We start from the raw sequence: 22256 nt of genomic DNA, 5'->3' as shown, positions 1-22256 counted from the left end.
ATGAACGTCCCCACGAGGACCAGGAGCGGCCTGCGGCTGCGTGCCGCGCTCGCCGTCGCCGCGGTGACCGGGCTCGGCGCCACCGCCCTGACCGCGCTGCCCGCGGCGGCGGCCGGCGAGGCCGTCACCGTCCAGTACCGGCAGAGCGCCACCGGCGGCGACCAGGCCGAGCCCTGGCTCAAGGTCGTCAACACCGGTACGGCGAGCGTGCCGCTCAGCCAGGTCAAGGTGCGCTACTACTTCAAGGCCGAGGCGGGCGCCTCGTACACCTACGCCTGCTCCTGGGCCGTGAAGGGCTGTGCGCACCTCACCGGCACCTTCGGGACCCTGGCCAATCCGACCGCGACCGCCGACCGGTATCTGGAGGTCGGCTTCACCGCCGGCGCCGGCTCGCTCGCCCCCGGCGCGGACACCGGTGACATGCAGCTGCGCTTCCACCGCTCCAACTGGCAGCCGCTGAACCAGAGCGACGACTACTCCTTCGGCGCCGCCCAGACCGCCTACGCCAACTGGTCCAAGGTCACCGCCACCGTCGGCGGCGTCCAGGTCTGGGGGACGGCCCCCGCGGGCAACGACCCCACCCCGACGCCGACCGATCCGACCACTCCTCCGCCCACCGGCGCCGCGCTCTTCGACGACTTCGACTACACCGGCCACACCGACCCGGCGATCGCCGCCCACGGCTGGAGCGTCCGGTCCAACTCCGGCGGCCCCGGGGTGCCGGGCGCCACCTGGGCCCCCGAGAACGTCACCTTCGCCAAGGAGGGCACGAACTCGCTGATGAACCTGCGGAGTTCGACCGCCGGCACCGGAGAGTCGACCAGGCACACCGAGATCCTCACGCGCGCCTCGAAGTTCCGGAACGGCACCTACGCGGCGCGCGTCCGCTTCTCCGACGCGCCGAACTCCGGCCCGGACGGCGACCGTGTCGTCCAGACCTTCTTCACCATCAACGACCTCAAGGCCCCGATGGCCGACGACTACGCCGAGTACGACTTCGAGTACCTGCCGAACGGCGGCTGGGGCGAACCCGCCAACATCCTCTACACGACGTCGTGGGAGACGTACCGGCCCGACCCCTGGGAGGCCGTGAACCAGCACTCGGAGGTCCGGGCGAGCTACGCCGGCTGGCACGACCTCGTCCTGACGATCGACGACAACAGCATCGTCTACTACGTCGACGGCCAGGAGTTCGGCCGCCACGACGCCCGCTACCTCCCCGAGCGCCCCATGTCCATCAACTTCAACCAGTGGCTGATCGACCTGGCCGGCCAGACGTCCACGACCCCGCGCGCGTACGACCAGAAGGTCGACTACGTCCTGCACGTCAAGGACCAGGTGCTGACCCCGGCGCAGGTGGCGGCCAAGATCGCCGCGTACCGCTCCTCGGGCACGACCTTCGAGGACTCGGTCCCCGCGGTGCAGTAGCCGAGCCCCCGTCCGCGCCCCCCGAGGGCGACGGGCGTGCGCTCCCCCGCGAGCGCGCGCCCGCCGCCCGTCGGCCATGCCACCTGGGCGCAGCGCTGCTGGGACCACCCCGGTCTGTACGCCGTGGGCTGCGGCAGCATGCCCTCGGTCGCCACCTCCAACCCCACGCTGACCATGGCCGCCCTGGCGCTGCGCAGCGCCGGGGCCGTCGCGCGCGAGCTCGACGCCCGCGACCGGCCCGCCGACCTCGTCCCAGGAGCCGCCTTGTGACCCGCCTGCCGCTGCCGCCCGTCCCCGCGCCGTACCAACTGCCTTTCCACTACGGAGCCCTGCACCAGATCGGCGTCGACTACCTGGTGGACCCCGGGCCGGTGCGGGACCTGCTGGCGAAGTGCCATCCGGCCCTGAGCGCGGCCGAGTTCGAGGGACGGGCCGTCGTGTCGCTCAACTACCAGCTGTACTTCGCCCAGTACGCGTTCGGCGGCGGCGTCACCCAGGAGATCGAGTTCAACATCGTCGCCCACCCGACGGCGGAGGCCCACCGGCTGCCGCACCTCACCTACGAGGAGTACGCGCACGGGGTCGACCAGACCCGGCTGCTCGGCATCGCCCGTGTCCACGTCCTGTGCGACAACCCGCTGGCGATCGACGCGGGGCGGCGGCTCTTCGCCGAGCCCAAACACCCGGGCTGGTTCGAGACGACGATGCCGTCCCCGAACGGTCCGGCGGGCGACGTCTGGACGGTGCGCTGCCGCAAGGCCTCGGCGGCCGGTGAGGGCTCGGCGGGTGTGGTCCGGCACGAGGAGGACGTGTTCACCCTCACCGCCGACCTGACGGGTCTGGGCTCGGTCCCGGCGAACAACGCCCCGGTCACCGGCTACGGCACCGATGCCGAGGGGCGCGCGCTGGCCGGGCCGATGAACCTCTACCAGCCGTACCGGCACCACGCGCTCGACTCCGTCGCCGACGCCGCGCGGATCCGTCTGACGGTCCATGACGGGACGTCGCCGCTCGGGCAGGACCTGACCGCCCTCGTGGGCGCCGCCCCGGCGATCGGCGCCTGGACGTTCCAGTCCCCGCCGGTGGCGGCGCACAACCGCCCGTACTACCTGCCCGGACCACGCTGAGGACCCGAGAGCCCGTCAGGTCAGCAGGCTGTTGGGGTGGGAGGAGCGTCGCGCGGCGGCGAAGAGGGCGTGGATCCGGGAGCCGGCCTCGTCGATGTGGGTGACGGCGGTGGGGAACGGCAGGCGGACGTCGTGGTGGCGCGTGGGGTACTCCAGGCGCAGGGTGATCCCGTAGCGGTCCAGGGCGACGGGCAGGACGCGGAGGACGCCCCGCTCGGGGCGCGGCCGCACGAGGCGCAGGAGCAGCGGGACGAGTTCGGCGTGGCTGTCGACGAGATGGGTGAGCATGGCGCCCTCCCGGCCGGCGATCGGGTCGGGCTCCACCGCGTGGAGGGCGTCCAGGGTGACGTACGTGCGACCCTCGGCGTCCTCGAGGAGTGCCTGGCCGAACTCCAGGCAGGTGCTCTCGCTCGCGTCGTTCGTGTAGGGCGCGCCCAGCAGGCCGGTGAGGGTGACGCGGGCCCGCACGCGGTCGCGTACGGCGGTGGGGGCGATGTCCGTGAGCTCCAGGCGTACGGGGATGCGTGCGTCCCGCCCGTCGTGGACGCCCTCGGACGGGTCGTGGAGGTGGAGGTGGCCCATCGGTCCCGTCCCGTCGAGGAGGTGGACCTCCTGGCGACGTCCGTCGGCCACGACCGTCATCGAGTGCGCCGAGGCCAGGATCGAGCGCACGCGTTCCGCGGGGGTGGGCTGGGGGGCGGGGGTACTGAAGGGACGCATCCGAGCTCTCCAGGGGCGAGGTGAGGAGATACCCAAGCCGTTACTTAGGCAAGCCTAACCTAACGCATCCCTGCGGTCCTTGGAAGCCCGACACCCCGGGAAGACGGAGGGCCGGGCCCGTCGGAGGACGGGCCCGGCCATTCCGGCGGAGCCGGGTCAGACGCGGTCGGCCGCGATCAGCAGGTACTGGAAGGAGCCGTCCTTGTACGACTCGATGAACGCCTCCTCGATCCCGGTGACCAGCGACGAGGTGGCCCGCAGCTCCCAGTAGGGCAGGGTCGCGGCCGTCAGGTCGACGACCGCCTGCGGGACGAGCCGGTTGTCGGCCATGGCGCGGAGGTACTCGCGGCGGGAGTGGATGTTGCACTCGAAGTGCGCGTTGATCTGGGAGACCCACTTCGAGGGCTGGCCGTACCGCGGGTTCCAGCAGCCCGTGATGGTCACGTAGCGGCCGCCGACCTTGAGGAAGCGGGAGTGCTCGGCGAAGAGGTCGTCGAGGTCGACGTACATGCTCGACTCGTTGTTCCACGAGGCGGCGATGCTTCCCTTCTCGAACGGCGTGTCGAGCATGTTGCAGACGCGGGCCCGCACGTGGTCGTCGATGCCGAGCTCCTGCGCGCGCCGGTTGCCGAACTCGGCCTGCGTGGAGGAGAGGGTGACGCCCTCGACCTTGCAGCCGAAGCGCTGGTGGGCCATGACGCTCGAACCGCCGCGGCCGCAGCCGGCGTCGACGAGCGTGTCGTCCCGCGTGATGTCCCCGAGGTGGTCGAGGAGCACCTCGGCCTGCGCCGACTCCAGCCGGTGCAGCTCGGCGATCAGCTTCTTCTCGTACTCGCTGTCCTCGGTGTCGCCGAGGACGGCGTGGTCGACGTCGCCGATGCCGTAGTGGTGGTGGTAGAGCCCGTCGACGTCGCCGAGGCGCAGGTTCACGGGCCTGGCCTCCTGGTTCCAGTAGCGGGCGATGTCGCTCTGGTAGGGCGACGCCGGAGCCGGAACGAACGCGGAAGTGGCGATGGCGGAGGTGAGCTCGGTGCTGGTCACAGAGATATCCATTTCTTACCAGAAATCGGGCAGGCTGTAGCGGAAGGTGTTGGTCTGGTGCCAGTAGTGGTTGCCGTCGACCCAGACGGCGACTCCCCGCAGGAAGCGCAGCACGCTGGGGACGGGACAGGCGGCGGCCAGGGCGGCGGCTTCGGACTCGAAGTCGCGCATGAGGTCGTTGTGGACCTCGACCGCCTTGAGGTAGCCCTCGCGGTCCGAGAGGTTCTCCCGTTCGGCGAGCACCACGGGCAGGTTCAGGTGCCGGCCGGGGCCGGCGAGTTCCTTGGTGTACGAGTACAGGTCGTTGACGATCGTGCAGGCGTTCCCGGCGAGCGCGAGCACCCGCTGCATGGCGGGCTGGGCGTGCAGGTCGGCCGGGATCTCGTAGCCGCCGACGGTGTCGGTGATGGTCGGACACGGCCGGAAGTTGTTGAACTGCCGCATCACCAGGTACTCCCAGACCTCGGGAGTGTGATCGGTCTCCGCCCAGGAGCCCTCGGCGAGGTATCCCAGGTGGAGGCGGGCCATGTCGTGCCGGAACCGGTCGGCCTGGGAGGGCGTGGCCTGGCGGACGAAGTACTCCATGGCCGAGCGGTACGAGCGCCGCGGGGCGTCCTCGTGGAGCGACTCCGCCCACCGCGGCTGGTACTCCGCCGTCGTGTGCAGGGGGTCGAGGGCGGTGTGCGCGAGGAGGAGGCGTCCGCCGAGTCCGACGGGCGACCCCCCGTGGTCCTCGCAGTAGCAGTCGTCCACCGCGTTCTCGGCGACCATCAGCCGCGCGGCGACCATCAGGTGGTCCATGGTCGGGGCGTCCGGGTGGCAGGCGACCATGTACTTCCCGACGGAGAAGCCGTCGAACTGGCCCTCCCACTCCTCGGGGTACAGCCGCACCTCGTCCAGCGCCCAGTCCTTGATCCGGCGGCTGAGCTCCTCCACCCGCGCCGGGTCGGGCTCCGCCACCGGGTGGTAGTAGAGGCCGGGGATGTGCAGGGCGTCGGCCGGTGCCGCGGGGGCCGACGCGACCGGGATCTCCACGACGGGCGCCACCACGGCCGCCGGCGGTACGACGGGCGGTGCCTCGACGGGCGGCTCGACGGGCGGCTCGACGACAGGCGGTTCCACGGGGGGCCGGGCCAGGCTCAGCGCCGCCGTGCCGAGACCGCTGGGTCCGCGGAGGATCCGGCCGAGGTCGGGTGCCGGTGCCGGCTCCGGCACCGCGGCGGGCACCGGCACGGTGGACGGCGCGGCGTCGGCGGCCTCGACACCGACGGATCCGGCCTGGTCGAGGACGTGGGGCCCGAAGTGGGCCGCGGCGCTGGGCAGGCTCGACTGCAGAGGGGAAAGCCCGGGCTCGGGCATCCGTGACTCCTAGAGGGGGTGGGGTGGTTCGTCCCGGATCCCGGGCACGGTCGCCCGGCCCGGTGGGGGCCGGGCCGGGGTGTCGGCCGGACGGACGCGGCTGCGGTGCGGGTCAGCGCCTGCGGGCGATCTGGACGTTCTCCAGGACGCCGAGCGCGTTGGGCACGAGGATCGCGGCGGAGTAGTACGTGGTGACCAGGTACGACATGATCGCCTGCTCGCTGATGCCCATGAACCGCACGGACAGGCCCGGCTCGTACTCCTCGGGCAGTCCGGTCTGGCGGAGGCCGATGACGCCCTGGTTGTCCTCGCCGAGGCGCATGGCGAGGATGGAGCTGGTGTTCTCCTTGCTGATGGGGATCTTGTTGCAGGGCAGGATCGGGACCCCGCGCCAGGACGGGACCTGGTGCCCGTCGAGGAGGACGGTGTCCGGGTAGAGCCCGGCGGCGTTCCACTCGCGGCCGATCGCGGCGATCGTCCGCGGGTGGGCGAGGAAGATCTTGGTGCCGCGACGGCGGGTGAGCAGCTCGTCGAGGTCGTCCGGGGTGGGCGGGCCCGAGTGGGTCTGGATCCGCTGCTTGAAGTCGGCGTTGTGGAGGAGGCCGAACTCCGGGTGGTTGATGAGCTCGTGCTCCTGGCGCTCGCGCAGGGCCTCGATGGTGAGCTTGAGCTGCTGCTCCGTCTGGTTCATCGGGCCGTTGTAGAGGTCGGCGACCCGGGTGTGGACCTTGAGGACGGTCTGGGCGACGGAGAGTTCGTACTCGCGCGGCTTGAGCTCGTAGTCCACGAAGGCGCCCGGCAGCGCGACCTCGCCGACGTGGCCGGCGGACATCGCGATCTCGGCCTCGCCGTGGCGGTTCTGGCGCTGCTGGGGCAGCGAGCTGAACGCGTCGAGGTGCTCCCGGAGTCCGGGCGCGGAGTCCACGATCGCGGCGAAGTCGGCGCGGGACAGGGTGAGCAGGGTGCCGGCGGTCTCGGCGGTGGCGGTGTAGTCCCACCGGGCGTCGGCGTCCAGCAGGGCGTTCTCGCCGAGGCGGTCGCCGTCGGCGACGACGGAGACCGCGACCTCGTCGCCGTACCGGCCGACGGAGGTCTGGTTGATGCGGCCGTGGGCGATCAGGAGGATCTGCTCGGCGGGGGTGCCGCGCTCGGCCAGCACCTCGCCTGCGCGGAAGTCGCGCTGGACGCAGCGGCCGGCGATCGCGGTCAGCACCTCGATGTCGTCGAAGCCGCGCAGCAGGGCGAGTTCGCCGAGCTCCTGGGGGATCACGCGGACGCGGGAGCCGTCCTGGACGAACTCGATGCGGCCGTCGCCGACGGTGTAGCTCAGTCGGCGGTTCACCCGGTAGGCGCCGCCCTTCGTCTCCACCCAGGGGAGCATCCGGAGCAGCCAGCGGGAGGAGATCTCCTGCATCTGCGGGGTGGACTTGGTCGTGGTGGCGAGGTTGCGGGCGGCCGCGGTGCTGAGGCTGGACTGCCTGGGCGTCTCCACCCGGACTTCCGGGTCGGTCTGGGCGGTCATCGGGGCGAGCTCTCCTTCGGGTGGACGACGGTCGGCGTACGGGACGCCGCCGGTGAAAGAGGAAATAGGGGGTCAATCTCTGGGAATTCGTCCAGATCCCGGGGAACAGTAACGGCCGGTAAGGGCAGCTCACCCCCTCAGTTCGAGGGCATTACCCCGAAACAGTGATCTTGCTTCTTACGAGGTTTAACCGGCTGTCGATGGTTTCCGGCCATGCCCGTCGGGGAAAGGGGAAAGCCCTCCGGCTCCGTGGTGCGGAGCGGGAGGGCTGTGAGCGGGGCAGGGGTCACGCGCGGCCGGCGGCCAGGTCCATGAGACGGGCGAGGACTCGGCCATCGGAGGCGGCGAGGCCGTCGTGTTCCCACTCGTTGGTGACCCAGACGCGGGAGGCGCCGATCCGGCGGGCGGTGGCGAGGGAGATGCCCGCGTCGACGTACATGTCGTCGTGGTAGACGACCGCGGCGAGCGGGACCTCGTTGGCGGCGAGGCGGCCGAGGTCGTAGAGGGGCGGCCAGTCGGTGCGCGCGGCCAGCAGGTCGGCGGCGTCGGCGAAGGGGCGCAGGCCCGCGATCTCCCGGAACATCCAGGGGTACATCATCTCGCCGGTGAGGAGGAGGGGGTCGGCGTCCTCGGCGAACTCGGGGAAGTCGGCCAGGGCGCGCTCGGCGGCCCAGCCGGTGGGGCCCGCGCCCTGTCCGTACAGCGACTCCTGCATGACGGCGAAGAGCGGGTTGTCGGTGAAGCCGGTCAGGGTCGTCACCTGGTGGAGGAAGGTGTCGCTCAGCTCGCCGTCCTCGCCGAGGGCTTCGTCGAGGAGCCAGTGGACGCGCTCGAAGCCGTCGGCCATGCCGAGCGCGAGTCCGAGGGTGCGCAGGCGGTGCGGGGTGAGGCGGTCGCCGTCGGGGAGGCGGACGTCCCCGGCCGCGAGGAGGTCGGCGATCTTCCGGAGGCGGGGGGCGTCCTCGGGGTAGCGGGCGTAGAGGTCGAGGACGCGGTCGCGGACGCGGGGGTAGGTGTGGGCGTACACGTCGTCGGCGGTGGCGGTGAGGCCGGGGAGTCCGCCGGTGACGTAGCAGGCGCGCAGGCCCTGGGGCGCCTGGGAGAGGTAGGTGAGGGTGAGGAAGCCGCCGTAGCTCTGACCGAGGGTCTCCCAGGGGGTGTCGCCGCAGAGTTCGCGGCGGATCAGCTCCGCGTCGGCGACGATCGCGTCGGCCCGGAAGTGGGCGAGGTGGCCGGCGAGGCGTTCGGGCGACCCGAAGCGGGCGGCGGACCTCGCGGTGACCGGGGTGGAGCGGCCGGTGCCGCGCTGGTCGAGGAGCAGGACGCGGTGGGTCCTCAGCGCCTGGGGCAGCCAGCCGGGCGAACCGGCGGAGGGGCGGGGCGACTTGCCGCCGGGTCCGCCCTGGAGGTAGAGCAGCCAGGGGAGTTCCTCGCCGGCGCGGGCCGGGTCGGCGACCTCCCGGGCGAAGACCTCGATGGTGGGGCCGTCGGGAGCCCGGTGGTCCAGGGGGACGGTGAAGGTGTGGTCGACGGTCGCGTAGGCGGGGTTCATGGCTTCCTTCCACGGCCGGGGACGGCCGGTCGGATGTGACATTGCATCGAGGGGCGACCGCCGCCCGCCGAGAGGAGTCACCGTCCGGCCGTCGGCCGGCGCCGCTACCTCCCGGGCGGGCGGTCGCCCTTGGCCCAGAGGGAGCGGACGTGGCCGAGGTGCCGGGTCATGCACTTCTCCGCGCCCTTGGCGTCGCCGGCGAGCATCAGGTCGAGCAGCTCCAGGTGCTCCTCGGCCGACGGGACGAGCTCCCCGCTCTCGTCCAGCGCGGTGAGCCCGTACAGCCGGGACCGCTTGCGCAGCTCGCCTACGGTCTCGACGAGCCGTTCGTTCCCGGCGAGCCCGAGCAGCGTGAGGTGGAACAGGCGGTCGGCCTCCAGATAGCCGATGAGGTCGTGCTCGCGGGCCGCGCGCACGATGTCCTCGGCGACCGGACGCAGCGCCTCCAGGTCCTCGCGGGCGGCGATCCGGGTGATCCGGCCGACCATGGGGATCTCGATGAGGGCACGGATCTCGGTGTACTGGTCGAGGTCGCGCTCGTCGACCTCGGTGACCCGGAAGCCCTTGTTGCGGACGGGCTCGACCAGGCCTTCGCGGGCCAGGTCGAGCATCGCCTCGCGGACCGGGGTGGCGGAGATCCCGAAGTCCTCGGCGAGGGTGGGCGCCGAGTACACCACCCCGGGGCGGAGCTCGCCCGAGATCAGGGCGGCTCGCAGGGCATGGGCGACCTGGTCGCGCAGCCGCTCCCGGGAGGCGTTCAGGTCGCGGTGGGTCAGGTGCCCCATGACGGTGGTGATCCCTTCGTTCCGGTCGACATCACCACCGTACGATGTCACGCCGCGTGGCCCGCGGGTGCCAGCGTGTACGTCCGGCTCGACGTGTAGAAGTCGAGGGCCGCCCCGCCCTGCTCGCGGGGTCCGTGGCTGGACGCCTTGGAGCCGCCGAAGGGCAGGTGGAAGTCGACGCCGGTGGAGGGGGCGTTGAGCCGGATCATGCCGGTGTCGAGCAGGTCGAGCCCGGTCAGCGCGGTGTCGAGGTCCGCGGTGTGGACCGAGGTGACCAGTCCGTAGGGCACGGAGTTCGTGATCCGGATCGCGTGGGCGAGGTCGTCCGCAGCGAGCAGGGAGGCGACGGGGCCGAAGACCTCCTCGCGCAGCAGGCGGTGTCCCGGGGAGACCTTCTCGACGAGGGTCGGGGCCGCGTACCAGCCGTCCCGGTCGGGCACGGTGCCGCCGGCGAGGACGGAGAGCCCCTTGCAGGCCTCGCCGACCTGGTCGCGGGCGTACTCGTGGATGAGCGGCCCGCAGACGGTGCCCGGGTCGGCGGGGTCGCCGACGGGGACGGCCCGCAGGGCTTCGGAGAGCGCCTCGCGCAGCGGGTCGAGGGCGGCGCCGACCGCGACGACCCGGCTGGTGGCGGTGCACTTCTGGCCGGCGTAACCGGAGACGGCGGCGGCGATGTGGGCCGCTGCCTGTGCGACGTCCGCGTCCGGCAGGACGAGCGCCGCGTTCAGGCCGCCCATCTCCGCCTGCACCGGGACGCCCCGGGCGGTCGCGGCCCGGGCGACGGCCTGGCCGACGGGGGTGGAGCCGGTGAAGGAGACGACGTCGGCGGCGGAGACGAGCGCGTTTCCCTCGGTCGCGCCGCCGGGCAGGACCGTGAACACCGCCTCGGGCAGGACCCGCTGGACGATCTCGGCCAGGCGCTGGGCGCACGCGGTGGCTTCCGGGGCGGGCTTGAGGACGACCGTGTTCCCGGTGGCGAGCGCCGGGGCGGCCTTCCAGGTCGGGATGGCGAAGGGGAAGTTCCAGGGGGTGATGAGCCCGGCCACGCCGTGCGGGCGGCGGCGGGTCAGGAGCAGTCCGGGGCCCGCGGCGGGCTCGTGGACCGCTCCGGTGGGCTCGAAGGGCGCCTGGGCGTAGTAGCGCCAGATGGCGGCGGTCCGGGCCACCTCGGCCCTGGCCTCGGCGAGCGGCTTGCCCACCTCGCGTACGGCGAGCGCGGCCAGCTCCTCGGCCGCGGCCTCGACGGCGGCGGCGACGGCGCCGAGCGCGGCCGAGCGGGCGGCGGCCCCGGCGAGCAGCCAGCCGGGCTGGGCGGCGCGCGCCCGTTCGACGGTGTCGACCGCGGTGAAGGCGCCGGGGGCGGGGATCCGCAGGAGGACGTCGGCCGGGTCGGCCGGGTTGCGGGAGATGACGGTCGGGAGTGTGTCGGTCACAGGAGGAAGCCTCCGGGGAAGGGGTCGTCCGGGTCGAGGAGGTACTGCGCGGTGCCGGTGATCCAGGCGCGGCCGGTGACCGTGGGGACGACGGCGGGCAGGCCGCCGACCTCCGTCTCGGCGGTGAGCCGGCCGGTGAACTCCGTACCGATGAAGGACTCGTTGACGAAGTCGGTGTCGAGCGGGAGTTCGCCGCGGGCGTGCAGCTGGGCCATCCGGGCGCTGGTCCCGGTGCCGCAGGGCGAGCGGTCGAACCAGCCGGGGTGGATGGCCATGGCGTGGCGTGAGCGGGTGGCGTCCGAGCCGGGGGCCGCGAGGTACACGTGCTTGAGCCCGGCGATCTCCGGCTGCGCGGGGTGCACGGGCCGGTCGGACGAGGCGTTGATCGTGTCCATGACGGCGAGTCCGGCGGCGAGGAGGTCGTCCTTGCGCGTGCGGTCGAACGGCAGCCCCAGGGAGTCGAGTTCCACGAACGCGTAGAAGTTGCCGCCGAAGGCCAGGTCGTAGGTGACCGTCCCGTACCCGGGGACGTCCACCGTGCGGTCGAGGGCCACGCTGAAGGCGGGCACGTTGGTGAGCGTGACCGCCTTCGCGGCGCCGTCCTCGACCCGGACGTCGACGCTGACGAGGCCGGCCGGTGTGTCGAGGCGGACGGTGGTGACGGGCTCGACGACCGGCACCATGCCCGTCTCCACCAGCACGGTCGCCACCCCGATCGTGCCGTGACCGCACATCGGCAGCAGTCCGGACACCTCGATGTACAGCACGCCGAAGTCCGCGTCCGGCCGCGTGGGCGGCTGGAGGATCGCACCGCTCATCGCGGCGTGACCGCGCGGCTCGAACATCAGCAGCGTACGGAGATGGTCGAGGTGCTCGATGAAGTGCAGCCGGCGCTCGGCCATCGTGGCGCCCGGGATGACCCCGACACCACCGGTGATCACGCGCGTGGGCATGCCCTCGGTGTGCGAGTCGACGGCATGGAAGACATGACGGGTGCGCACGGGGTTCCTTTCGAAGGACGGCGAGGACGGCGGGGGGCGGTGCGGGTCAGCGGTGGCCGTCGGCGACGGCCTTCTCGGTGGCGGTCCGCACGCCGGCCTCGATCACGCCGGTGAGCGGGTGGCGCGGGGGACGGGTCGGTCCGCCCCGGCGGCCGGCGATGTCCATGGAGAGCTTGATGGACTGGACGAACTCTGTCTTCGAGTCCCAGCGCAGGAGGGAGTGCAGGGACTTGTACAGCGGCACGGCGGTGGCCAGGTCGCCCGCGACAGCCGCGTGGTAGAGCTCGGCGCAGCTGGCGGGGAAGGCGTTGGGGTAGCCGGCGATCCAGCCGACCGCGCCCGCGACGGCCAGCTCCAGGAGGACGTCGTCGGCGCCGATCAGGAGGTCGAGTTCCGGCGCGAGTTCGGCGATCTCGTACGCCCTGCGGACGTCGCCGCTGAACTCCTTGACCGCGACGATGCTGCCGTCGCGGTGCAGCTCCGCCAGCAGCCCGGGGGTCAGGTCGACCTTGGTGTCGATCGGGTTGTTGTAGGCGACGACCGGGATCCCGGCCTTGGCGACGTCGCTGTAGTGGGCGCGCACCGCGGCCGGTTCGGCGCGGTAGGCGTTGGGCGGCAGGAGCAGGACGGATCCCGCGCCGGCCTCGGCGGCCTGCTCGGCCCAGCGGAGGGACTCGGCGCTGCCGTAGGCGGCGACGCCGGGCATGACCCGGGCCCCGTCACCGGCGGCCGCGACGGCGGTGCGGACGACCTGGGCGCGCTCCGCGTCGGTGAGGGTCTGGTACTCGCCGAGGGAGCCGTTGGGGACGACACCGTCGCAGCCGTTGGCGATCAGCCAGGCCACGTGCTCCGCATAGGCGTCGTGGTCGACGGAGAGGTCCTCGCGGAAGGGCAGGGTGGTGGCGACCATGATGCCGCGCCAGGGTCGGTCGGTGTTCCAGGTGGTGGCGGTCATGTCGACGACCTTTCTGTAATGTGTGACATTTTATGGGTGGGAAGGAGAGAGGCCTTGTGGGCCTCTTCCCGTGGTTCTAGGGCGTGTTGCGAAAGTAGCGCCGGCCGCCCGAAGGGCGGGCCCGACGGCGTCTGGTGCGTGCGATCGCAAGGCGGAGGGTCGCCCCGATACTGGATGTATCGGGGTGATCCCGACAACGCGGCGAGCGTGCGTGCCAGGCGCCGTCGGGCAGGCGGGACTTTCGCAACACGCCCTAGGGGGTCTGCTCGGGTGTGTGCTCGTCCAGCGCGGCGAGGGTCGCGAGGGGTACGGGGACGGCGAACGGACGGCGTTCCGCGGGCGGTTCGGGGGCACCGTCGCGCGCCGCGAGGCACGCCACGGCAGTCCCGCACATCCGCCCCTGACACCAGCCCATGCCGGCTCGCGTGAGGAGCTTGACGGTCCGCGCGTCCCGCGCCCCGAGGTCGGTGACCGCCTCGCGCACACGCCCCGCGGTCACCTCCTCGCAGCGGCACACGTCCGTCCCGTCCTCCAGCCACGCGGGCCAGCCCGGACCCGGCGCGTGCGCGGCGGACATGACGTCCGCGAAGGCCCGCATCCGGTCCCGGCGGCGCCGGAGTTCGCCGACCCGGCCCGGGCTCACGCCCCGTCCCGGGTCCGGGTCGGCACGGCGGGCGCGCAGCCGGGCGGCGATCGCACGGCCCGCCAGCTCGCCCTCGGTGCGGGCGAGTCCGGCGCCTCCCACGCCGCCGGTCTCACCCGCCGCCCACAGACCGGCCACCGAGGTCTCCTGGAGGTCGTCCAGGACGAGACCGAGGGTTCCGTCGGGCAGCGCGCGGGTGGCGCAGCCGACGGCGGTGGCCAGCTCGATCTGAGGTACGAGGCCGTGCCCGACGGCGAGCGCGTCGCAGGCGATCCTGCGGCCCGTCCCCGGCACGGGCACCCAGTCGCCGTCCAGGCGGCTGACCGTGACGGCCTCCACCCGGTCGGTGCCGTGCACCTCGGTGACCGCGCTGCGCGGCAGCACCCGCACCCGGTGCCGGAGCAGTGCGGCCCCGTGCACCAGGGCTTCGGCGGCCTTCGCCGGATTGGTCACGAGCGCGCGGGGGTTGCGGGCGTACCGCAGGTACCCCGCGGCCTCGACCACGGCCGGGACCCGTGCGCCCGCCGCGGCGAGCGACGAGGCGACGGCGAGCAGCAGCGGGCCGCTGCCGGCCACGACGATGCGCCGTCCGGGCAGCACGAGCCCGGACTTGAGCATGGCCTGCGCCCCGCCGGCGCCGACGACGCCGGGCAGGGTCCAGCCGGGGAAGGGGAGCTGGCGTTCGTACGCGCCGGTGGCGAGGAGCAGTGCCCGGGCCCTGATCCGGACGGGCCGCTCCTCGGTGCCGTCGGCTCCGGTGACCGCGTGGACCGTCCAGTCCCCGCCGGCCCCGGAGGCCGCACCGGACCCTTCGGCTCGGGACTCACCGGCGCCAGACCCGCCAGGCCCGGGCTGACCCGCGCCGGACCCGTCGGTGCCGGACCCGTCGGACTCCCTGGTCACGGACCACACGTGGTGCCCCGTCAGGTGGTCGACCGTGCTCGCGCCGAGTCTGCGCCGCAGGTCGGAGAAGGCGGACCAGTCGTGGTGGAGGGCCTCGGGCCGGACGGCGCCCAGGGTGGGTGCGGGGTGCCGGTAGAACTGTCCGCCGGAGTGCGTGGAGGAGTCCAGCAGGGCGACGGAGAGCCCGAGTTCGGAGGCGATGACGGCTCCGGCGAGCCCCGCGGAGCCCGCGCCGACGACCGCGAGGTCGTACGGTTCAGACGGCGAGGCGGTCACGGCCGTGGCCTTCCTGGGTGGTGACGGCGTCGCCGGGACGGGCCGGGACCAGACAGGCCCGCCGGTTGGGCTCGCCGTTGACGGTGGCGAGGCAGTCGTAGCACTGGCCGATCCCGCAGAACGCGCCTCGCGGCCGCCCCCCGTGCCGGGTGGTGCGCCAGGCCAGGATGCCGGCGCCCCAGAGGGCGGCGGCGACGGTCTGGCCGGGCAGGGCGGTGACGCTCCGGCCGTCGAAGGTGATCTCGAACGGCGGATCGGGCTGTGCCCCGACCAGGTCGGCGGGCGTGCGGGCCACGGGCCCTCCTCTCGTGAAGGTGGAGATGACGGTGACGGCGTCGGGTCGGGTGCGCGTCAGGGTGCTGGGGCGCCCTCGGGTCCGGCGGTGCCGAACCGGTCCGGGCGGAACGGTGCGATGTCCAGGGGCAGTCGGCCGCTCGTCAGGCAGCGGGCGACGATCTGCCCGGTCACCGGAGCGAGGCCGATGCCCGCGCCTTCGTGGCCGCAGGCGTGCAGCAGCCCGTGGACGCGCGGGTCGGGACCGATCGCGGGCAGGTGGTCCGGCAGGTAGGGCCGGAAGCCCGGATAGGTCCGCATGGCCCGTACGGTGCCGAGGACCGGGAAGAGGGCGGTGGCCCCGGCGGCGAGCCGGCGCAGGACCTCGACGGAGAGGGTGCGGTCGAAGCCGACCCGTTCCCGGCTGGCGCCGATGAGCACCGGGCCCGCCGGGGTGCCCTCGACGACCGCGGAGGTCTGGAGGGCGGCGGAGCCGCTGGCCACGTCGGCGACGTAGTCGGCCGCGTACACCTTGTGGCGCACCACGCGGGGCAGCGGTTCGGTGACGAGGACGAAACCCCTGCGGGGCAGCACGGGGAGGTGGACGCCCGCGAGTTCGGCGAGGGCGCCGCCCCAGGTGCCGGCGGCGTTGACCACGTACGGGGCGTGGATCTCGCCCGCCGTCGTCCGTACGCCGCGGATCTCGCCGGCCGCGCCGGTGAGGACGGCGGTCACCTCCTCCCCCAGCCGCAGCCGTACGCGGTCGCCCGCGGCGCGGAGCAGCTGGGCGGCGGCGTGGGCGGGCATCACCTGGGAGTCCTGCGGATAGAGGAAGCCTCCGGAGAGGCCAGGAGCGAGGTGGGGCTCCAGATCGTGGAGCCGGTCCCCCGGGACCTCCTGGGTGGTGACGCCCGCCTTCTCCTGGCGGGCCGCGAAGTCGCGCAGGGCGCGCATCCCCGACTCGCCGGAGGCGACCACGAGGCCGCCCTTGGCCTCGTACTCGACGTCCGGCGGGAGCACGTCCGCCAGCTCCCGCCACAGGGTGTTGGCGAGGAGGGCGAGTTCGAGCTCCGGTCCCGGCTCCTTGTCGGAGACCAGGAGGTTTCCCTCGCCGGCCCCCGTCGTCCCGCCCGCGACGGAGCCGCGGTCGACGACGGTGACGGAGAGGCCGGCTTGGGCGGCGTAGTAGGCGCAGGCCGCGCCGACGACGCCGGCGCCGACGACGATGACATCCGAGGGTTTTCTCGTGGGCACGTCAGTAATATTTCACATTGCACTGGAGTTGCCAAGACCCCGAAACGGAGCATTCCAGGTCCTGGGGCGCTCCCTCGGGCGCCACCCGGACACGGATGAGTAACGGACCGCCCGACACCTTGTCAGTGCAATTTCACATTACTATGTTACAGGTCACATTCCAGCCATCGGGCTGTTCGACCGCTCTCTCGGAGTGACCCATGAACAAGCGCACGTACACCCTGGCCACCGCTCTGGTGACGGCCCTCGCCCTCGGTGCGACCGGCTGTGCCGGCGGCGACAAGACCGGAGCCGACCGGAGCCGCGGCAAGAACCCCGCGACCTCCAACAACGGAGCGGTGGTCGGCGGCACTCCGCAGAAGGGCGGCACGCTGACCGTCCTGTCCAACCAGGACTTCACCCACCTCGACCCGGCCCGCAACTGGGTCATGGGCGACATGGACTTCGGCACCCGCCTGCTCTACCGCACCCTCCTCACGTACAAGGCCGAGCCGGGCGCCAAGGGCGGCGAGCTCACCACCGACCTCGCCGAGGACCTGGGCGTCTCCTCCAACGGCGCCAAGACCTGGACCTTCAAGCTGAAGCCGGGACTGAAGTACGAGGACGGCACCCCGATCACCGCCCAGGACGTCAAGTACAACGTCGAGCGGTCCTTCTCCCCCGACCTGCCCGGCGGCCCCGACTACGCGGCCCGCTACCTCGTCGGCGCCGAGGGCTACAAGGGCCCGGCGCAGGGCAGGCACCTCGACTCCGTGAAGACCCCGGACGACCGCACGATCGTCTTCGAACTCCGCAAGCCCTTCGCCGAGTTCCCCTACGCGACCGTGCTCCCCACCTTCAGCCCCGTGCCCAAGTCCCAGGACAAGGGCCCGCAGTACGACAACCGGCCCTTCTCCTCCGGCCCGTACAAGATCGAGACGTACGCCCGGGACAAGCAGCTCGTCCTCGTGCGCAACACCCACTGGAGCGCCTCGACCGACACCGTCCGCAAGGCCTACCCGGACCGGATCGTCGTCACGATGGGCCTCAAGGGCAACCAGGTCGACGACCGCCTCGTCGCCTCCGCGGGCGCCGACGCCTCCGCCGTCGCCTGGGCCTCGCTCCGCCCCGAGTCCACCCCGAAGGTGCTGACCAAGCCCGACGTCAAGGCGCGGCTGCTCGCCGAGACGACCAACTGCACCGAGATGGTCCAGATGCACACCGGCCGCGCGCCCTTCGACGACGTCAGGGTCCGCCAGGCCGTGCAGTACGCCCTCGACCGCGAGGCCCTCCTCACCGCCACCGGCGGTCCCGCGCTCAACGACCCGGCCACCGCGCTCATGCCCGGCGTGCTCCACGGCGGCAAGCAGCCCGACACCCTGAAGATCCCGCTCACCGGCGACGTCGAGAAGGCCAAGCAGCTCCTGAAGGAGGCCGGCAAGGAGGGCGGCGTCTCCACCAGCGTCACCGTCTCCACCGGCGACAAGGCCGTCGGCGAGGCCATCCAGCAGTCCCTCGGCCGCGCCGGGATCAAGGTCACCATCGAGACCGTCGACCCGGGCGCCTTCTACGACACCATCGGCGAGACCAAGACCCGCACCGACCTCGTCTACACCGGCTGGTGCCCGGACTTCCCCTCCGGCTCGACCTTCCTCCCCTTCGTCTTCGACGGCCGCTTCATCAAGGAGAAGGGCAACTCCGGCAACCACTCCCTCTTCCGTGACGACGCCACGATGAAGCGCATGGACGAGATCGCCGCGATGACCGACGCCCAGCAGGCGAACAAGGCCTGGCAGGAGCTCGACGCGACGATCCTCGCCAAGGCCCCGACCGCGCCCGCCCTCATCGAGCGCAAGCCCCTGCTGATCGGCACCAACATCGCCGGCGCCTACGGCCATACCTCCTTCGGCGGCCAGATCGACTACGCGACGGTCGGCCTCAAGGACCCCTCGAAGAGCACGCGTTGAGGGCCGGGAACACCATGACCACCACCACCTCCGGCACCCCGCCCGGCGGGACCTCCCCTCCGGCCGCCCCGGCCCACGCCGCCCGGGCGGGAAGCGGGCCCTGGCAGCTCGCCCGCGCGGAACTGCGCCGCCGCACCTCCGTCAGACTGTCGCTCGTCGTGGTCGCGTTCTTCGCGCTGCTGACCGTCGCCGCCCCGCTCATCGGCTCGCTCGGCGGCTGGGGCCCCGAGGAGTTCGACAAGAGCGCCGTCGATCCGTACCTGGGCGGCCTGCCCATCGGGCCGCTCGGCGGCGTCTCGGCCGAGCACTGGCTCGGCGTCGAACCCGTCACCGGCCGCGACCTGTTCGCCCGGGTCGTGCACGGCGGGCAGGTCTCCCTGCTCATCGCCTTCTCGGCGACGGCGATCGTCGTCGTCGCCGGGACGGCGGCCGGCATCGCCGCCGGCTACTTCGGCGGCCGCACCGACACCGTGCTGTCCCGGCTGATGGACCTCACCATGTCCTTCCCGTCCCTCATCTTCATGATCGCGATGATGTCGGTGGCCCGGGACGTCAACCGGACCCTCCTGATGACCGTCGTCATCGGCCTCTTCGGCTGGCCCGGCATCGCCCGGGTCGTCCGCGGCCAGACCCTGTCGCTCAAGCACCGCGAGTACGTCGACGCCGCCCGCGTCGGCGGCTCCGGCCCCCTGCGGATCCTCGCCCGCGACATCCTGCCGGGCGTCGCCGGGCCGGTCATCGCGTACACCACGCTGATCGTCCCCGGGATGATCGCCACCGAGGCGGCCCTCAGCTATCTGGGCGTCGGGGTGCGCCCGCCGACCCCGTCCTGGGGCCAGATGATCGCCGAGAGCGTCGCGTACTACGACACGGACCCCATGTACTTCCTCGTCCCGAGCCTCTGCCTGTTCCTCACCGTGCTCGCGTTCACCCTGCTCGGGGACGCCCTGCGCGACATCCTCGACCCGAGAGGCAGCGGCTCGTGATCCTCTACCTCGGCCGCCGGCTCCTGGGCGTCCTCGGCGTCCTCCTCGCCATCGCCGCCGTCACCTTCACCATCTTCTACGTCCTCCCCTCCGACCCGGCCGCCGCCGCCTGCGGCAAGGCGTGCAGCAACGAACGGCTGGAGGCGATCCGCGCCAACATGGGCCTCGACGCCCCGCTGTGGCGGCAGTTCACCGACTTCGTCACGGGCATCTTCACCGGCCGCACCATGGGCACCGGCCAGTACGCCCTCAGCTGCGACTTCCCCTGTCTGGGCTACTCGTACGAGAACAGCCAGAGCGTGTGGGACCTGCTCGTGGACCGGCTCCCCGTCTCGGCCTCGCTGGCCTTCGGCGCCGCCGCGATCTGGCTCCTCCTCGGGCTCACCGCGGGCGTCACCGCCGCGCTCCACAAGGACACGCTCCTCGACCGGGCCCTGATGGTCGGCGCGGTCGCCGCGGCCTCGCTGCCCGTCTACTTCACCTCGGTGCTGCTGATCTACGGCCTGATCCGGGTCTCCGGGCTGCTGCCCTACCCGGAGTACGTGGCCTTCGGCGACGACCCGCTGTCCTGGGCCACCAACCTGCTGCTGCCCTGGCTCGCGCTCGCCGTCCTGTACGCCGCCATGTACGCGCGGCAGAGCCGCAGTTCGATGATCGAGAGCATGGCGGAGCCCTACATCCGCACCGCCCGCGCCAAGGGTCTGCCGCGCCGCGCGGTCGTCGTCAAGCACGGGCTGCGCGCGGGCATGACCCCGATCCTGACCATCTTCGGCATGGACCTGGGCGGACTCCTCGCGGGCGCCGTGATCACCGAGTCGATCTTCGGACTCCCCGGCATCGGCCGCCTGTTCTACGGCGCCCTGTCCAGCGGCGACCAGCCCGTCATCCTCGGGGTCACCCTGCTCGCCGCCGCCTTCATCGTCGTCGCCAACCTGGCCGTCGACCTGCTGTACGCCGTCGTCGACCCGCGAGTGAGGTACTGATGGCCGAGCCCGATCCCCTCCTGTCGGTACGGGACCTCACGGTCACCTTCGCGACGAAGCGCGGCCCCGTGCGGGCCGTCGACGCCCTCTCCTTCGACGTACGGCCCGGCCGGACCCTCGGCATCGTCGGCGAGTCCGGCTCCGGGAAGTCCGTGACCTCGCTCGCCGTCATGGGCCTGCACACGGGCGCCGAGGTCACCGGCTCCGTCACCCTGGGCGGGCGCCAGCTGATCGGCCTCTCCGACCGCGAGCTCAACGGGCTGCGCGGGCGGCGGATGGCCATGATCTTCCAGGACCCGCTGTCCAGCCTGCACCCCTACTACACCGTCGGGGAGCAGATCGCCGAGCACCACCGGGTCCACTTCGGCTCCGGCCGCAAGGCCGCCAGGGCGAGGGCCGTCGAGGCGCTGGGCGAGGTCGGCATCCCCGAACCACGGCGCCGGGCCGGTGAGTACCCGCACCAGTTCTCGGGCGGCATGCGGCAGCGCGTGATGATCGCGATGGCCCTGGCCTGCGAACCCGAGCTCCTCATCGCCGACGAACCGACCACCGCCCTCGACGTCACCGTCCAGGCCCAGATCCTGGAGCTGATCGCCCGCATCCAGCAGGAACGGGGACTCGCCGTCGTCATGATCACCCACGATCTCGGCGTGGTCGCTCGCGTGGCCCACGACGTCCTGGTGATGTACGGCGGCCGGGCGGCCGAACGCGCGCCGGTGGACTCGCTCTTCGCCTCCCCCGCCCACCCCTACACCCGCGGACTGCTCGACTCGCTGCCCCGGCTCGACGATGACGACGACGCGCCGCTGCGCGCGATACCCGGCAGCCCGCCGTCCCTGCTCGACCCCGCTCCCGGCTGCGCGTTCGCGCCCCGCTGCGCCCGGGCGGCCGCCGGCTCCGAGGAGGAGCGGGCGCGTTGCGCGGGCGAACGCCCGCTGCTCGCCGGCCCGGAGGGCCACCCGGCCGCCTGCCATTTCCCCGCGTTCCCCGCGTACGAAGGCGTCGCCTCATGACCACGACCACCACCGCGATCCCGGGCACGGCCCCGGGCACCACGTCCACGCCCCTGCTCAGCGTGCGGGACCTGACGATGACCTTCCCGGGGCGCCGGGCCCGCTCGGCGCCCGTCCGGGCCGTCGACGGCATCGGCTTCGACGTGGCGGCGGGCGAGACCCTGGGCCTCGTCGGCGAGTCCGGCTGCGGCAAGTCGACCACCGGGCGCATGATCGTGCGGCTCCTGGAGCCCACCGCCGGCTCCGTGTCGTACGACGGGCGCGACATCACCCATCTGTCGCAGCGGGAGCTCAAGCCGCTGCGCCGTGACCTCCAGATGGTCTTCCAGGACCCGCACTCCTCCCTCAACCCCCGCCAGACCGTGGCCCGGATCATCTCCGATCCGCTGATGGTGCAGGGGAGTTCGGCCGCCGAAGCCCGCAAGCGGGCGGTGGAGCTGATGGATCTGGTCGGGCTCATCCCGGAGCACATCGACCGCTATCCGCACGAGTTCTCCGGCGGCCAGGCCCAGCGCATCGGCATCGCCCGGTCGCTGGCCACGAACCCGCGGCTCGTCGTCGCCGACGAACCCGTCTCCGCGCTCGACGTCTCCGTCCAGGCGCAGATCGTCAACCTGATGGAACGGCTCCAGCGCGAGCTGGGACTCGCCTACCTCTTCATCGCCCACGACCTCTCGGTCGTCAAGCGGGTCTGCGACCGGGTCGCGGTGATGTACCTCGGCCGGATCGTGGAGATCGGGGTGAAGGAGCGGGTGTACGCGGCCCCCGCGCACCCCTACACACGGGCGCTGCTCTCCGCCGTACCGCTGCCCGACCCGGCCGCCGAGCGGGCCCGGGAGCGGATCACGCTGCTCGGCGACCCGCCGAGCCCGGCCGCTCCGCCGCCCGGCTGCACCTTCCACCCGCGCTGTCCCAAGGCGCAGGCGATCTGCCGGACGGAGGCGCCGCTGCTGCGGATCGCCTCCCCCGGCGAGGCGCGCCAGGTCGCCTGCCACTTCCCCGAGGCCGCCTGAGCGTGGCGGAGCGCCCCGGTCCCGCGTGTGCGGGGCCGGGGCG

At 72.7% G+C, this 22256-nt stretch carries 20 protein-coding genes; 8 read left to right on the top strand and 12 right to left on the bottom strand.

What is annotated here, in order from left to right; genetic code table 11:
* The 3 genes from ACF08F_RS09075 to ACF08F_RS09065 are packed head-to-tail and all read left to right on the top strand — an operon-like array spanning position 1 to position 2555.
* Positions 1-1428 carry a cellulose binding domain-containing protein gene (locus ACF08F_RS09075; protein ID WP_392297866.1) on the top strand — a complete coding sequence of 476 codons (1428 nt, stop codon included), beginning with the start codon at positions 1-3 and terminating at the stop codon, positions 1426-1428.
* 36 nt (positions 1429-1464) lie between these two features.
* Positions 1465-1698 carry a hypothetical protein gene (locus ACF08F_RS09070; protein WP_392297865.1) on the top strand — a complete coding sequence of 78 codons (234 nt, stop codon included), beginning with the start codon at positions 1465-1467 and terminating at the stop codon, positions 1696-1698.
* Positions 1695-2555 (top strand): hypothetical protein, encoded by an 861-nt coding sequence (locus ACF08F_RS09065; protein ID WP_392297864.1) that lies wholly within the window; start codon positions 1695-1697, stop codon positions 2553-2555. The genes ACF08F_RS09070 and ACF08F_RS09065 overlap by 4 nt, the downstream gene beginning before the upstream one ends.
* 15 nt (positions 2556-2570) lie before the next feature.
* Here the strand turns inward: ACF08F_RS09065 and ACF08F_RS09060 are convergent, their stop codons facing one another.
* The 12 genes from ACF08F_RS09060 to ACF08F_RS09005 form a co-directional block, all read right to left on the bottom strand.
* Positions 2571-3275, bottom strand: a complete 705-nt coding sequence (locus tag ACF08F_RS09060) for a DUF2470 domain-containing protein (RefSeq protein WP_392297863.1) — start codon at positions 3273-3275, stop codon at positions 2571-2573.
* A 156-nt stretch (positions 3276-3431) separates the two neighbouring features.
* The gene (locus ACF08F_RS09055; protein WP_392297862.1) at positions 3432-4316 is read right to left on the bottom strand and encodes a geranyl diphosphate 2-C-methyltransferase; all 885 of its coding nucleotides are present in this window, start codon (positions 4314-4316) and stop codon (positions 3432-3434) included.
* A gap of 15 nt (positions 4317-4331) precedes the next feature.
* Entirely contained in the window at positions 4332-5675 is a 1344-nt protein-coding gene (locus tag ACF08F_RS09050) for a family 2 encapsulin nanocompartment cargo protein terpene cyclase (RefSeq protein WP_392297861.1), read from the bottom strand.
* 112 nt (positions 5676-5787) lie between these two features.
* Positions 5788-7197, bottom strand: coding sequence for a family 2B encapsulin nanocompartment shell protein (locus ACF08F_RS09045; protein ID WP_392297860.1), 1410 nt, complete (start codon positions 7195-7197; stop codon positions 5788-5790).
* A gap of 286 nt (positions 7198-7483) precedes the next feature.
* Complete coding sequence (locus ACF08F_RS09040) at positions 7484-8749, bottom strand: alpha/beta fold hydrolase (protein ID WP_392297859.1); 1266 nt, start codon at positions 8747-8749, stop codon at positions 7484-7486.
* 104 nt (positions 8750-8853) lie between these two features.
* The gene (locus ACF08F_RS09035) at positions 8854-9534 is read right to left on the bottom strand and encodes a GntR family transcriptional regulator (protein WP_392297858.1); all 681 of its coding nucleotides are present in this window, start codon (positions 9532-9534) and stop codon (positions 8854-8856) included.
* 47 nt (positions 9535-9581) lie between these two features.
* Complete coding sequence (locus ACF08F_RS09030) at positions 9582-10967, bottom strand: aldehyde dehydrogenase family protein (RefSeq protein ID WP_392297857.1); 1386 nt, start codon at positions 10965-10967, stop codon at positions 9582-9584.
* Positions 10964-11968, bottom strand: coding sequence for a proline racemase family protein (locus tag ACF08F_RS09025; RefSeq protein WP_392297856.1), 1005 nt, complete (start codon positions 11966-11968; stop codon positions 10964-10966). Before ACF08F_RS09025 ends, ACF08F_RS09030 begins: the two co-directional genes overlap by 4 nt.
* A gap of 46 nt (positions 11969-12014) precedes the next feature.
* A complete protein-coding gene (locus tag ACF08F_RS09020; protein ID WP_392297855.1) occupies positions 12015-12923 on the bottom strand; it encodes a dihydrodipicolinate synthase family protein in 909 nt (302 codons plus the stop codon).
* Positions 12924-13176: 253 nt separating this feature from the next.
* Positions 13177-14745 (bottom strand): FAD-dependent oxidoreductase, encoded by a 1569-nt coding sequence (locus ACF08F_RS09015; protein ID WP_392297854.1) that lies wholly within the window; start codon positions 14743-14745, stop codon positions 13177-13179.
* On the bottom strand, positions 14726-15040 hold the full coding sequence (locus ACF08F_RS09010; RefSeq protein ID WP_392297853.1) for a (2Fe-2S)-binding protein: 315 nt from the start codon (positions 15038-15040) through the stop codon (positions 14726-14728). The genes ACF08F_RS09015 and ACF08F_RS09010 overlap by 20 nt, the downstream gene beginning before the upstream one ends.
* Before the next feature lie 56 nt (positions 15041-15096).
* Positions 15097-16272 (bottom strand): NAD(P)/FAD-dependent oxidoreductase, encoded by a 1176-nt coding sequence (locus tag ACF08F_RS09005; protein WP_392297852.1) that lies wholly within the window; start codon positions 16270-16272, stop codon positions 15097-15099.
* Between the two features lie 200 nt (positions 16273-16472).
* On the opposite strand from ACF08F_RS09005, the gene ACF08F_RS09000 reads away from it, so the two are divergent.
* The 5 genes from ACF08F_RS09000 to ACF08F_RS08980 are packed head-to-tail and all read left to right on the top strand — an operon-like array spanning position 16473 to position 22213.
* Complete coding sequence (locus ACF08F_RS09000; RefSeq protein ID WP_392297851.1) at positions 16473-18218, top strand: ABC transporter substrate-binding protein; 1746 nt, start codon at positions 16473-16475, stop codon at positions 18216-18218.
* A 14-nt stretch (positions 18219-18232) separates the two neighbouring features.
* On the top strand, positions 18233-19204 hold the full coding sequence (locus tag ACF08F_RS08995; RefSeq protein WP_392297850.1) for an ABC transporter permease: 972 nt from the start codon (positions 18233-18235) through the stop codon (positions 19202-19204).
* Positions 19201-20187, top strand: coding sequence for an ABC transporter permease (locus ACF08F_RS08990; RefSeq protein WP_392297849.1), 987 nt, complete (start codon positions 19201-19203; stop codon positions 20185-20187). Before ACF08F_RS08995 ends, ACF08F_RS08990 begins: the two co-directional genes overlap by 4 nt.
* A complete protein-coding gene (locus ACF08F_RS08985; RefSeq protein ID WP_392297848.1) occupies positions 20187-21200 on the top strand; it encodes an ABC transporter ATP-binding protein in 1014 nt (337 codons plus the stop codon). The genes ACF08F_RS08990 and ACF08F_RS08985 overlap by 1 nt, the downstream gene beginning before the upstream one ends.
* Positions 21197-22213 (top strand): ABC transporter ATP-binding protein, encoded by a 1017-nt coding sequence (locus ACF08F_RS08980; RefSeq protein ID WP_392297847.1) that lies wholly within the window; start codon positions 21197-21199, stop codon positions 22211-22213. The genes ACF08F_RS08985 and ACF08F_RS08980 overlap by 4 nt, the downstream gene beginning before the upstream one ends.
* Positions 22214-22256: the final 43 nt, after the last annotated feature.

Source organism: Streptomyces sp. NPDC015130, assembly GCF_043080005.1.
Taxonomy (GTDB): Bacteria; Actinomycetota; Actinomycetes; order Streptomycetales; family Streptomycetaceae; genus Streptomyces.
This window is presented reverse-complemented; position numbering and strand designations above follow the sequence as displayed.

Bases quoted from the DNA above. Each gene is read 5' to 3' on its own strand.
- ACF08F_RS09075 (WP_392297866.1), top strand. From the start codon at position 1: ATGAACGTCCCCACGAGGACCAGGAGCGGCCTGCGGCTGCGTGCCGCG.
- ACF08F_RS09060 (WP_392297863.1), bottom strand. From the start codon at position 3,275: ATGCGTCCCTTCAGTACCCCCGCCCCCCAGCCCACCCCCGCGGAACGC.
- ACF08F_RS09050 (WP_392297861.1), bottom strand. From the start codon at position 5,675: ATGCCCGAGCCCGGGCTTTCCCCTCTGCAGTCGAGCCTGCCCAGCGCC.
- ACF08F_RS09045 (WP_392297860.1), bottom strand. From the start codon at position 7,197: ATGACCGCCCAGACCGACCCGGAAGTCCGGGTGGAGACGCCCAGGCAG.
- ACF08F_RS09040 (WP_392297859.1), bottom strand. From the start codon at position 8,749: ATGAACCCCGCCTACGCGACCGTCGACCACACCTTCACCGTCCCCCTG.
- ACF08F_RS09035 (WP_392297858.1), bottom strand. From the start codon at position 9,534: ATGGGGCACCTGACCCACCGCGACCTGAACGCCTCCCGGGAGCGGCTG.
- ACF08F_RS09020 (WP_392297855.1), bottom strand. From the start codon at position 12,923: ATGACCGCCACCACCTGGAACACCGACCGACCCTGGCGCGGCATCATG.
- ACF08F_RS09000 (WP_392297851.1), top strand. From the start codon at position 16,473: ATGAACAAGCGCACGTACACCCTGGCCACCGCTCTGGTGACGGCCCTC.
- ACF08F_RS08995 (WP_392297850.1), top strand. From the start codon at position 18,233: ATGACCACCACCACCTCCGGCACCCCGCCCGGCGGGACCTCCCCTCCG.
- ACF08F_RS08985 (WP_392297848.1), top strand. From the start codon at position 20,187: ATGGCCGAGCCCGATCCCCTCCTGTCGGTACGGGACCTCACGGTCACC.
- ACF08F_RS08980 (WP_392297847.1), top strand. From the start codon at position 21,197: ATGACCACGACCACCACCGCGATCCCGGGCACGGCCCCGGGCACCACG.